At 43.7% G+C, this 12793-nt stretch carries 8 protein-coding genes and 1 pseudogene; 3 read left to right on the forward strand and 6 right to left on the reverse strand.

What is annotated here, in order from left to right; all coding sequences use genetic code 11:
- Positions 1 to 9: 9 nt before the first annotated feature.
- The 6 genes and pseudogenes from KUV50_RS01825 to KUV50_RS01850 form a co-directional block, all read right to left on the reverse strand.
- Positions 10 to 2931 (reverse strand): DUF5107 domain-containing protein, encoded by a 2922-nt coding sequence (locus tag KUV50_RS01825; protein WP_222578374.1) that lies wholly within the window; start codon positions 2929 to 2931, stop codon positions 10 to 12.
- A gap of 5 nt (positions 2932 to 2936) precedes the next feature.
- Positions 2937 to 3267: pseudogene (locus tag KUV50_RS19645) on the reverse strand (four helix bundle protein).
- Positions 3268 to 3283: 16 nt separating this feature from the next.
- Entirely contained in the window at positions 3284 to 4891 is a 1608-nt protein-coding gene (locus tag KUV50_RS01835; protein WP_222578376.1) for a sulfatase, read from the reverse strand.
- Positions 4892 to 4902: 11 nt separating this feature from the next.
- Positions 4903 to 5721, reverse strand: coding sequence for an inositol oxygenase (locus KUV50_RS01840; RefSeq protein WP_222578377.1), 819 nt, complete (start codon positions 5719 to 5721; stop codon positions 4903 to 4905).
- 1 nt (position 5722) lies between these two features.
- Complete coding sequence (locus KUV50_RS01845; protein ID WP_222578378.1) at positions 5723 to 7258, reverse strand: solute:sodium symporter family transporter; 1536 nt, start codon at positions 7256 to 7258, stop codon at positions 5723 to 5725.
- A 711-nt stretch (positions 7259 to 7969) separates the two neighbouring features.
- Entirely contained in the window at positions 7970 to 8959 is a 990-nt protein-coding gene (locus tag KUV50_RS01850; protein WP_222578379.1) for an FKBP-type peptidyl-prolyl cis-trans isomerase, read from the reverse strand.
- Positions 8960 to 9128: 169 nt separating this feature from the next.
- Here KUV50_RS01850 and KUV50_RS01855 point away from each other — a divergent pair, with 169 nt between their 5' ends.
- The 3 genes from KUV50_RS01855 to KUV50_RS01865 all read left to right on the forward strand — a co-directional run bounded on the left by KUV50_RS01855 (position 9129) and on the right by KUV50_RS01865 (position 12748).
- Positions 9129 to 10904, forward strand: coding sequence for a TrkH family potassium uptake protein (locus tag KUV50_RS01855; RefSeq protein WP_222578380.1), 1776 nt, complete (start codon positions 9129 to 9131; stop codon positions 10902 to 10904).
- Between the two features lie 8 nt (positions 10905 to 10912).
- A complete protein-coding gene (locus KUV50_RS01860; RefSeq protein ID WP_222578381.1) occupies positions 10913 to 11599 on the forward strand; it encodes a potassium channel family protein in 687 nt (228 codons plus the stop codon).
- 153 nt (positions 11600 to 11752) lie between these two features.
- Positions 11753 to 12748, forward strand: a complete 996-nt coding sequence (locus tag KUV50_RS01865; RefSeq protein WP_222578382.1) for a glycosyltransferase family 2 protein — start codon at positions 11753 to 11755, stop codon at positions 12746 to 12748.
- Positions 12749 to 12793: the final 45 nt, after the last annotated feature.

Raw genomic sequence — 12793 nt, forward strand, 5'->3', positions numbered from 1 at the left:
CGTCTATATTTAAAATGGTGCTTGTTCTTTGAACTGAAAAAACCGACTTTTAATTTTATCTGCCAGTGCTTTTACCTGGTTTTCAGAAGGTGGATTGCCCGATTCTCCCGCCTCTACCCAGGTGGTGATTTGATCCTCCAACGCTGTGTTAATCAGGTTTTCATAGGGTTTGCCAACACCCAAGTTCGTGGGCCATAATTTGCTTTGAGTCAGGTAATCCCTGGCAATATCATATTCTTTCTTGCTGAGGGCATTTAGTGCCAAATTGAGTTTTACCGCCTGATACAACCGCCGACCTTCACTCGCGCCTTCATAGGGCAGAACATGAATTTCTCTCAGAATATGATCTGCGATTTCTAAGGTGCCTTTCATCAGATGGAGCTGTGCCAATGCCATTCCGGCCTGATAATTCTTCGTGTTCTCTTCATAGTAGGGCGTCAGTATAGTGGTAGCTTCATTCAGTTGATTTTGTTTCATTAAAAAATCAGCAAGCGTGAGGAGATACCGCCAGTTGCCCGGGTCAATGGATAGCGCTAAGCGCAAATCTTTTTCTACTTCTGTGGGTTGGTTCTGGAAACTTGACCGCCAAATATACAAGGGTGCAAAACCGGTGTCATCAGGCAGATCAAAAAGGATGTCTTTTGCAAACTGTGTTTTTCCCGCATGGGCAAAAATCAAAGCCAGGTAATATTTGGGTTTCCAGTGATTGCTTTCAGAGGCGGCCCACATCAAGACTGGCAGCGATTCCCTCCTGAAAGGAAATACAAATCTTGGGTCCCCTTGATTCGCTTGGTTAAGCGTCCGGCTGGGGGGTGTCTCTGTGCGGGTCAGATAAGCCAACCAGAAGTCACTGAGATTATTATCCGGAGCCAGCTTCAATAGTTTGACTGCATCTTGTGGACGGTTTAGTTTGACCGCATACCAAATTGCCATTTCGAGATAGGTTTGTTCGGGGAGTTCATTTTGAATTCCAGATTGGAAGGCGTCCAGATTGTGTTGATTTGGTGAACGAAGATAATGTTCAAAAGCGACGAAATGATTGTCAGGATCGATCTGTGACAGTTGGTCAATGACGGCCAGGTCAACGGGTGTGTTGCGAAGTCGATCGAGAACTAGTTTTATTTTTATTCCCTGTGGATTCGCGGGCTGGATGTCCAGGATCTTATCGACATAATTCCGGGCCATGGCCCAGTTTTTTTCCCGAAAATAAACAGCAGCGAGCTGGTACCAAGCGGCCATACGCCACGCGGGGGAAAGAGCTGCCACCTCCCAGCCGTCTTTTGCATCGTAAGATTTTCCCAACTCACTGGCCGCCAATCCGTAGTAATAATTCGCTTGTGGATCATAGGTGTTGACGCTCAATGCGCGGCGTGCATAAAAATACGCACTGTCGTATTGCATTTTTCTGTATTGAAGCTGAGCCATTTCTGTCAATGCCGGAATAAAAAACGAATCCTGTGATAATGAGGCGCGGATGTGCTTTTCCGCCTGGTCATATAAACGGAACCGGGCGGCATCGTGGCCCTGTAAATACCGGGCATAAGATCCTGATTGGTCGAAGTCGGCTGGTATGGTCAATGGTCTGTTGAGATCTGTAGCTTTCGTCCATTCGGGTATGATTTGTGTTTCCCCGAAATTGATTCTGGCAATTTGATCCGGGTTAATCATAAATACGATGTGTTGCGGTTTGAGTGGGTGTACTTCCATGGGTTTTTTCACCACGAAGCCATCGATCATGGTGATTTGTAAGGTGTCAGAGATGGTGGTCAGTCCCATGATGTCAATCCCCAGTTGAGCAGCTGATCTGTCAAAATGCCATACGCCGTGACGATCTGCAAAGTCAACGGAACCTATTCCGTGATAGGGGAACCAGTACTCGGTCCATTGGTCTGTTTGAAGAGGCCGAAAGCCAATTTGCTTGAATGGTGTCCGGCTGCTGGTATAGGAATTTTGATTGAACAATCGACCGCTTTGAACTTCTACATACTGACCGGCTTGATCCGACAATAGTGTTTCCCAGATGTGGCCTGCTTCGGACAGTGCCCACAAAAAAACTTTCTTTCCGGGTTTGGCGTCCCGGTCGGCCAGGTGGATCATTCCATCGTCGGTTTTTTCATAATAAGTGCCAAAAAAATCGCTGTGCTTACCGGTGATGTGGTAGGATTTGGATCCGTCAAAAGCGTTGTTCACATAGACGGAAAGATCGGTTTGGCGGGTTCTGTCGATTGGCCAGGAACGGGCTTGACCACCATGTGTGATATAATGAGTTCCCGGATCCAAAAAATGAAGATCTTCCCGGGCCGGCACGGCAAGATTCATCCAGGTATAGTAGGGTTGTTCCAAATCTGTAGGGTTTGTCCAATGAACCTTTGTCGAAAACAGGGCTTTGTCTTTAGGTAGGTTGATCTCTACGATCCACCGGGTCCGCGTTAACAAGTCCAGCGCAGAAATGTAGCAACTGACGCTACCGTCCTTTTTCTTCATGGTGTGATAATCGATGGGTGTCGATACAGTCGGGGTATGACCAATAATGCCAAAATTAAATTCGATGCCGCCACTGGTCCATGGCCCTCTCATGGCTATATTTCGAAACTTGACCACATCGTTGGCATAGATAAAGGGTTTGTTTTGGATTTTGTCAATCGCAGACCAGATTTTCCCCCCGATTTCAGGCGTGATTTGTACCCGAAGGTAATCATTCTCCAATTCTACCATTTTCCAGCTTCGCTCAACCGCTTCGGTGCTGTATCCGTCAAAAGTAAAGTATGGATATATCTTACCGGTACGGGGAATTGGATTTGGATCACTGAATGGATAGGTCAGAAAGGTGGTGTCATATTCCTGGATCGTAGCTGCAGACTGAGCATGTGATAGGGTGACACCTAACAAGGAATAGCAGATTACGAATAGTAAAATTATCTTCTTTTTCATTTCTTTCAAAGTTTCGCTTTTTTAAGAATTGCCGTCAGGATCAGAATGATTTCACCACAGTTCTCTATCATTTTTTCAACTTTTACATTTTCTAAAAATCCTGTATTCCTGCAAAGCCGGAGCCAGTACTTTGTTTCTTTTGCTTCTTTCAGAGATCTGCATTTTCGCAATAAAATCCCGTTTGGATTGTGCTCCTTGAGCTTCCTCTATATTAGCCCCGAATGATGTATCACTTTTCAGAAGTTGTCTGGATAAGACATATTCATTCTGAGACTTCATAAATAAATATAGATGTACAATGTTTTTCGCAAACACATGGGACATATCCCTGATCACATTTTCTTTCTTTTCTTCACTCCCTCCATTTCGCCTGTTCCATTCCTACACTATCCTTATAGTGCTGTGCCAACTCCATCAATATTTCATGCATTTCATCCTGAACGTCGGAATATTCCGGTGTATCGTACACGTTGGACAATTCATCCGGATCACTTTCCAGATCAAACAGTTCCCATTCGTCGATATCGTCGTAAAAATGGATCAGTTTATATTGGTCAGTTCGGGCACCGATGTGTCGTTTGACGGCATGAATACCCGGATATTCATAGTAGTGATAGTAGAGTGCTTTCCGCCAGATCGGGTTTTTATTTTTGAGCAGTGGAACCATGCTTTTGCCCTGCATATCCTCCGGCATAGGTATACCTGCCATGTCGAGCATTGTTTGAGCAAAATCCAGATTTTGGACCAGGTCCGAATTGCGACTCCCTGCCTCCACCACACCCGGCCATCGGATCATCAACGGAGTGCGGAATGATTCTTCATACATAAATCGCTTGTCAAACCAACCGTGTTCACCCAGGTAGAAACCCTGGTCAGAGGTGTATATGACAACTGTATTGTCTGCCAGATCATTTTCTTCCAGATAATCAAGCACCCGTCCTACATTATTATCTACAGCGGCGATCGACCCCAGATAATCCTGCATATAGCGTTGGTATTTCCAGCTGGTTAGTTCATCGCCTTTGAGATTTTGGGCATCAAATTCTTCGTTGATCGGGTCATATACGGCGTCCCAGGCCTGTCGTTCTTCATCGCTCATCCGGTCAAGATTGTTGTGATAGGCATTGGAGTACCAGGGTAGAAAATCTGTAAATCCATGAGATTCTGCCACCGAAGGTTTTATTTTGTTGTCATTCGTCAGGCCCATATGATCCGAAATACGCATTTCAGCTTCTTGAGCGGCTTTGCTACGGCCAGAATAATCATCAAACAGAGTGGCTGGTTCGGGAAAGGTTTTTTTGGTGAACGCTTTGTAATCCTCTTCTTTAGGCAACCATTCCCGATGCGGTGCTTTGTGCTGATATACCAGGAAAAATGGTTTATTATCGTTTTTGACTTGATCAATCCACTCGAGAGAAAAATCAGTGATCAGATCAGTGACGTAACCACTATCCACTTCCTTTCCCTGGCTGGTTCGGAATTCCGGATTGTAATAGTGGCCCTGACCCGGTAATACTTTCCAGGTGTCAAACCCTGTAGGGTCTGTTTTTAGATGCCATTTTCCAAATATGGCCGTGTGATACCCATTTTGCTGAAACAGCTTGGAGATGGTTTGTTGTGCGCCATCAAATCGGTCTCCGTTGTCTCGCAACCCATTGAGGTGACTGTGTTTTCCAGTCAGGATGACAGCGCGACTCGGTGCGCAGATGGAATTCGTGACGAATGCTCTTTCGAATAGCATCCCTTCTGATGCAATCCGGTCAATGTGGGGGGTGTGGATGAGTCGATCATCATAAGCACTAATCGCTTGATAGGCATGGTCGTCAGACATGATAAATAATATATTAGGCTGACGAGCTGATTCTTCCGAGGATTCATCGTGTGGTTCTGCAGAGTTACATCCGGCGAGGATTGCTATTGCGATCAGGGTGTACATCCATAAGAAAAGACTCGTTTTCATAAATTGTTCGATTAAAAGTAAATGTTATCAGACCCTAAATATTTATCTGCAATCGGTGCATAATAGCTTTTGATTTCATCCAGGTCATAAGTTATTTGCGACTTGGAATACAAGTCGTATTGATTGAAATCATTGATCCATTTTTTATACTGTACATCTTGATCGTTCATTAATGCCGTATAGCTTCCGCCCGTATGCCAAGGGTAAAAAGAATGGTATCGTATCATCACCATTCCTTCAAGGGGCAACTTATTTCCGGGATGGTGTTTCAGGACCTGGTAGAGGTATTCATCGTGTCCCCAGGCTAGTTCCAGTTGATCCAGACCACAGTTTTCAGGGTAAATTCCGGTAGGCGTGTTGTAGCGAGGATTCGCCATATCAGGGTTCAATTTGTTGAACTCCGGATAAACCAGGGTGTCAGGAAGGGCGGCACCAACCACGAAAATATCTCCGACCAGTCCCCACTGTTCATTTTGACTCGTTCCATCTTCATCGCATCCTTTGATATACAGCATTTTTCCCAGGTCATGAATCAATCCGACGAGTTGCATCCAGTCCGGACGATTATCTTTTCGAATGGCTTCTGCAGACTGTGCCAGATGCTGAATATTGGGAAGATCGAGATCGGGGTCACTCACATCGATCAGGTCATTGAGCTTGACAAAAGCATCCCACAGGTTCATCGGAGTGTCGTAAGTCAGGTATTTTTTTTTCATACGCCGGACATAATCATAGGTTTGATTTTGGCGCATTTTCTTGTAGTGGTCTCTGACGGCCGCGGTGGCGTCGCTTTGGTCGTAATTTCGAAAGGTTTTTTCCTGGGTTTCCATATCAGAAGAAAATAATATATAAACAAATGGTTGCGATCAAAATGGCGATACTCCAGTTTTTTACCAAACGGGAATTTTTGTGATCAGATTGATTGAATATCGGGATCTCACTCGGGTGTTGCTGAGGCCGGAGCCGAGTAAATATAGTCATAAATATCATAATAAGCACGAAAGTGATCGCCATATGATGCAAAAAGGCGATGTTCGGAATAAAAAATAAAAGTGCTCCATAGATGGGGATGTTTAAGAGCATTCCCCAAAAGGCAGCACCAGAAGGCACTTTTTTCCAAAGGAAGCCCATCAGGAAAACAGCTACGACACCGGGTTGGATAAAACCCCAATACAATTGGAGAAACAGATACAGTCCGCCTTCAAATTGATTGACCACCGGCGCCCACAAGCAGGCCAGGATCATCAGAATAAAAGTGACGATCCGCCCGGTCCGAACGATCTGCTTTTGCGATCCATCCGGATTTATAAAAGGTTTGTAAATATCAATGACAAATATAGTTGCGGCAGAATTGAGCAGGGAATCCAACGTGCTCATGGTCGCTCCAAATAGTGCTGCAAAAAAGGCTCCGGTCAACCCGGCAGGTAGCAAATGGGTGATCAAGACAGGGTATGCGGCATCGCCATTGGCAATTTCGTCACCATACAATTCATAGGCGATAATGCCCGGAAAAATGATGATAATCGGTATAATGAGCTTGATACTGGCTCCAAAAAGTACGCCTTTTTGTCCTTCCGCGATGTTTTTTGCACCCAGCGTCCGCTGAGTGATAAACTGATTGAGACCAAAATAAAACAAATTGGGTATCCACATCCCGCCAAAAAATACCGCCAACCAGGGCAGCGTGGGATGATCCAAAGGAAGCACCGTATGAAGCCGGCCATCCGATAATTCGATAAACTGATGAAGCCCGCCCAATTCCTTCATGCCCAAATAGGTGATAAATGCACCCCCGATTAGCAAAGCCGCACCCTGGATAACATCGGACCATACGACCGCCTTGAGACCACCATACACTGTGTAAAGACCACCAGTTAATCCAATGAGCCAAATACCGGTGATCAAAGAGGTGTCAAAAATTTCCTTTAAGGCAAAGGCGCCCGCATACAACACCGTCGCAATGGTTATCATCACATAAAAGACCAACATAAATATGGAGAGAAGGGTCCTTGTTTTCCGATCATACCGATACTCCAGATACTGAGGTATCGTATAGATGCCGGATTGTAAAAAGCGGGGTAAGAGATAAAGCGCCACGATGACCAACGCCAATGCACCGATCCATTCGAAGCTGGCCACTGCCATCCCGATGTCTTCCCGAAAACCTTGTCCGGCCATTCCAACAAAGTGTTCCGTGCTGATGTTGGAGGCGACCAGTGAGATACCAATCACCCACCAGGAAAGCGACCGGCCGGCCAGAAAATAATCTTCCGAGTCTTTTTCATCTCTGGAAACATAGAGTGAAACTGCAACAACGAACAGGATAAAACCGATAAAAGCTATGAGATCAAGCAGGGTAAAATCCATGTGGCGACTTCCGGGTTAGTTGTTTTCAATTGAATTACAGCATCCTTCGTGATCGGGTACTATTGTACTTTGTTGCTGTCGTTGTAATAATACTAAAACAATATTTAAATCTCAAAATTAATATTTTTTACCCCTGTACTATTTGGTTTGAAACGCAACACTAGTGTATGGAATCAAAAATAATGTATAGGATCCATTTCGCGCTTCCATCCTCAAATTGTACCTGTTTAGCGAATATGACACAGTTATACATGGGTGCTGTTTTGCCCCGTCCCCAACTCGTTGGGGATGGCGGGGTTGGGAACACAAAACAATAATAGGCTTCATCCTCTAACTGCGACATTTGTTAAGGGCTAAAGCCCGACTTGGTGAATCATAATTCTCCCCGGGCTAAAGCACCGGGTCAAAACACTCTAAACAGATAACCCAACTTGTTGGGGATGGGAGCGCCTCATATAATGCATACAACTTCTGAATTGCAGCACAAGTGCACCGAATCATTGTAAAAGATACTATTGAAGCGATTGTTTTTTGGGAAGCCAAACCGCGTATAGCCATAGCTACATAAGGATTTGGATGATGAAGATATGGTAAAAAAGAAGCCATGAATAGTGTTTGGTATTTATGATTTGGCACACTAGAAACACCTATATAGAAAACGCAATTCACATTTCTTTTAGCTGTCAATTATCCAATTCCTACTGACGTAAATTAATTCTCCACGGACTTTTTACTCAATATCTCCACTTCGAAGATGATATCCTGAAAGCCTTTTTCCAATCCGGGTGGGGGGCTCGCTCCAAAAGCTTTCATCGCCGGAACATACATTCTGACATGGTCACCTACTTGTAATCTGGGGAGCGTTTCATCAATTCCTTTGGGCATGAATCCAGACATAACCTCATAATCCATCGGGACATCATCTTCCCCGGTGTTTGTGCCAAAAACACTTCCGGTGATGGTTTTGGCGGTAAAACGAAAAGTAATCATATCGCCGGGTTCTACCTGTACGCCCTGTCCTTCCTTGATTGTTTCGATATAAACGGTGTCCGGAGTTAACTCTGCATCAATGTGACGTTTATCCAGGTATCTCTTTAGTCGAGAAGCACCAGATTTCCTGTTTCTGGCCATGGCTCGGGGATATTCTTCATTCATATCAACACCTGCGAGACTGTCACTGGAAAAGATATCGAGAACTTTAAAGTGGGTGACTACTTCGTCCCCCGAAGAAACATACGATGGGACCGGGTAAAAAAGTCGTCGTTTTAATAAAGAATCAGCTTCCTGATACAAAACAATACTATCTCCTTTTCGAAAATAAGGGTAAATCTCACCAGCTTCATAGGGGTAGAACAGACCGGGCATTACCTGTTCATATTGAGGAATCCCCGGGTAGGTGGATTCCACTAAGGAATCGTTGACATACTTTTTATAATTGAATTTGATGACTTCACCCACTTTGGCCGTGGAATCCTTTGACTGGTCACCGTATACATAGAAGATCAGACCGCTTTCAGTTCGATAACCTTTTGGCTTGTTACACGCATGGAGGATAAAAATTGCGAGTAGTGCAAATGTGATAAGTAAAATTGGTTTGTTCAGGTAAAACATCCTATTCATAATTAATCGGTGTTGAATGAAATCAGAGGTATATCCAAATTGGATGAGCACCTCCAGTCGCATATGGACAAATTTATACAATTTCTGATTTTAACAAAATCCAATACGATTTAGTTAACCTGATTTTATAACCTGTTCGTTTTTGGATGAATGATTAATTGCGTCGCATTGTAAGATGGATGTTTATTAGGTTCATCAGAAATTATGTAGCTTACGGGTTTAAAATTGTCTTTTCGTAAATGGGGCATTCATGTTGAGATCAAGAGTCCGTCAAATATACCAGGTCGTTCGATGGTTGACCGTAATATTCAGCCTCGTATCACTCAGCTGGCTGATTTATGATATTGGATTCAAACACCCCGAATACCACGTTCTTGCGTCGGTTTATCAATTGTATATAAGTACTTTTATTTTGAATGTTGGTGCTCTTGTTTTTCGATACGCCATGCGAGAAAAGCGGCCACCCCGGAAGATATGGCCATTTGACGTACTTCTTATGCTGTCGATGCTGAGTATATTGTACTTTATTATTCTGCCCGGACAGGTGAGTGCTTCATTTATCACCTCAGAAGGAGCCTGGATATGGGTGTTTGTAACCTTGCTTTTCGGATTGATGGGTGAAATCTTTACCAGCAATATCCATCGGGCATTTCTGGATTTTAATCCCGCACAGCTTTTTGTGGGAAGTTTTTTTGTGTTGATCGTATTGGGGGCTTTTGCTCTTAAATTACCCACAGCCACTTATGAGTCTATATCTTTGCTGGATGCATTCTTTACGGCGACCAGTGCGGTGTGTGTTACAGGCCTTATAGTGCTTGATACCGCCAAGGATTTCACCCCATTTGGACAAGGACTTCTGTTGTTGCTGATACAATTAGGGGGATTGGGGATTATGACATTTACCAGTTTTTTTAGTTTTTTTTTTCGGGGAGAAACCAGTTATAAAAATCAGCTTTTGATCCGTGAGATCACGAATTCAGGCCGTTTGACACAGGTTTATTCCATGATAAAAACCATTTTGTTGTACACACTGGGATTTGAATTGCTTGGTGCGTTGCTCATTTTTAGTTCTATAAATGACTGGGAGGTGATGGGGTTGACCTCCAAGTTATTTTTTTCGGTTTTTCATTCTGTTTCTGCATTTTGCAATGCGGGCTTTTCTACGCTCACAGATGGTTTGATGACCTCCGGTTTCCGATTCAATTACTCCCTGCAGATCATATTAGCCTGGTTATTTATCTTCGGGGGATTGGGCTTTCCGATTGTATTCAATTTTCTAGAGTATTTCCGCTACTATATTGTAAATTCCGTGTCATCCATAAAAAAGAAATTGCCTTTCGTGCATCGGCCCTGGATCATCAACATCAACACGCGGTTGGTGTTGATAACGACCGGTTTTTTGATTGTGATCGGAACTGTCTTCTTCTCCATTTTTGAATACAATCATAGCTTGTCGGAACATTCAATGTGGGGAAAGATGGTTGTTTCATTTTTCAATGGTACGACACCGCGGACCGCCGGGTTCAATTCCATTGACTTTGATCAAGCTCAGCTGGGGACGATCATGTTTACTGTTTTGCTAATGTGGATTGGTGCTTCTCCAATGTCCACGGGAGGTGGGATAAAAACGACGACTTTTGCGCTCGCAGTGCTCAATATTACCCAAATGATTCAAGGAAAGAAACGGATAGAAGTCTATAGAAGGCAGATTTCTGACGCATCGATACGACGCGCATTTGCGGTCATATTTTTATCTTTGGCTGTGATCGGAATCAGTATTTTCTTAATTCGAATTTTCGATTCTGAAAAAGACCATACTGCAATAGTATTTGAAGTATTTTCCGCGTATAGCACGGTGGGTTTGTCGATGGGGATTACACCGGATCTCTCGGCCGGAAGTAAAATGGTGCTTATCGGGACCATGTTTATCGGGCGAGTGACCATGTTTACTATATTAGTGGCTGTGTTCCGGAGGGTGGCTCATGCGAACTACCGCTATCCCCAGGAAGAAATCATGATTAATTAATAATTCCTATGAAATACATTATTATCGGGTTGGGAAATTTTGGTTCTGCGATGGCTGTGAATCTGACAGAGTCAGGACACGAAGTCATGGGCGTTGATATAGATATCAACCGAGTCGAAGCCCTTAAGGAAAAAGTGACTCATACGGTCGCATTGGATGCAACGGATGCCAGCGTGGTCGAAGAATTGCCGCTCAATGAAACAGACAGGGTAGTCATAGCTATCGGAGAGGATATTAGTGCGAATGTAATGGCTTCAGCGGTGTTCAAACAACTGAAAGTGAAATACCTTGCCTGCCGGGCCATATCAAGTATTCATCAGACCATACTGGAAGCCATGAATGTCGATGTGGTGATCAATCCGGAAAATGAAGCAGCGACGAAGTGGTCCATTAAGCTGGCCATGAAAGGAGTCCAGGATGTACATTATCTCACCGGACCTTTTTATGTGATCGAAATTAGTGTGCCCTCCAAAATGGTTGATAAAACACTGGAAGAACTAAATTTAACCGAAAATTACAATGTACTGGTGTTGACAACCTTTACTCCCCGGGAAGGAATCAACCCATTGGGGGCATTCAAAGAAGATGTGATTGTTAATAAGATTGCTGATCCGGAAACTGTTTTGAATGAAGACGATATTATGGTCATCTACGGCAATATCAAGGATATTCGCAAAATGTTATCCGATTATTGACCCTGAAGTAATTGGTTGACCGTGGAGGTGGCATCATTTTTTTTATTTTTTAGAATGGATTCCATGCCAGAAATTAAATCTGATTTTTCACCTAAACACCTAAACACCTAAACACCCAAACACCTAAACACCTAAACATCAAATTCCTTTCCTATGATCAGTATTCTCATGCCGGTGTACAATACTGCACCTTTTTTGAGTGAATGCATCGAGAGCATTCTTGCACAATCATATAAAGATTGGGAGTTAATTGCAATTGATGATTTTTCAACCGACGATTCCAGATCCATTTTAGAATCATTTCGTAAAATTGATTCCCGCATCCAGTGGTATGCCAATGATGAGAAAGGAATTGTACCGGCATTGGAAAAAGGGTTTTATATGAGTAGGGGCGAAATAGTGCACCGGATGGATTCCGATGATATCATGCCGGTGAAAAAATTAGAGAATCTTTACAGCTTATTGCGAGAAAAAGGACCCGGCAGCGTTGCGACGGGCAAGGTGAAATATTTTAGTACGGAATGGGAGGTGCGTCGCGGATTTTTGGATTATGCGTCATGGATTAATCATCAGATTGACCAGGATGCTATTTTCGAAGAAGTATTTATGGAGTGTCCCATCGCTTCTCCGGCTTGGATGATGTATCGGAAAGATCTTCTGTCGATCGGTGGAATTACTTCTGGAAGGTATCCGGAAGATTATGATTTAGTGTTTCGCATGTATGAGCACGGACTCAAAGCGCATGGGTGTGATTCTATAGTACACCTGTGGAGAGATTGGTCCCACCGGGCCAGTCGTACCAAAGAAGAATATGCAGATCAGTTGTTTTTTGATCTGAAAGTTCATTATTTTTTAAAATATAAATACAGGCCAGACCACAGGTTGATCGTATGGGGTGCAGGAAGGAAAGGCAAGAAGTTGTACCGCACGTTACACAACATGGTGCCTCATGTAGAATGGGTGACTCAAAATGAGAATAAAATAGGCCATAACATCTACGGAACGATTCTAAAAGATCCTGAAGCTGCCCTTTCTTCCGATGCACAGGTCATTGTTGCCGTTTCAAATCCGGGGGGCAAATCAGTTATTCGGGATCGTTTAACCCATGCAGGAAAAGTCAATAATGTCGACTTGTTTTTCTTTTGTTGAAAGAAAGGGGAAAAACACCCTAAATGTTAAACTATCTTCTGTTCG

The organism is Membranihabitans marinus (genome assembly GCF_019802045.1).
In the GTDB taxonomy this organism is placed as follows: Bacteria; Bacteroidota; Bacteroidia; order Chitinophagales; family Saprospiraceae; genus Membranihabitans; species Membranihabitans marinus_A.

Excerpts from the sequence above, each read along its gene's own strand:
- KUV50_RS01825 (WP_222578374.1), bottom strand. The coding sequence starts at position 2,931 with ATGAAAAAGAAGATAATTTTACTATTCGTAATCTGCTATTCCTTGTTA.
- KUV50_RS01835 (WP_222578376.1), bottom strand. The coding sequence starts at position 4,891 with ATGAAAACGAGTCTTTTCTTATGGATGTACACCCTGATCGCAATAGCA.
- KUV50_RS01840 (WP_222578377.1), bottom strand. The coding sequence starts at position 5,721 with ATGGAAACCCAGGAAAAAACCTTTCGAAATTACGACCAAAGCGACGCC.
- KUV50_RS01845 (WP_222578378.1), bottom strand. The coding sequence starts at position 7,258 with ATGGATTTTACCCTGCTTGATCTCATAGCTTTTATCGGTTTTATCCTG.
- KUV50_RS01855 (WP_222578380.1), top strand. The coding sequence starts at position 9,129 with ATGTTGAGATCAAGAGTCCGTCAAATATACCAGGTCGTTCGATGGTTG.
- KUV50_RS01860 (WP_222578381.1), top strand. The coding sequence starts at position 10,913 with ATGAAATACATTATTATCGGGTTGGGAAATTTTGGTTCTGCGATGGCT.
- KUV50_RS01865 (WP_222578382.1), top strand. The coding sequence starts at position 11,753 with ATGATCAGTATTCTCATGCCGGTGTACAATACTGCACCTTTTTTGAGT.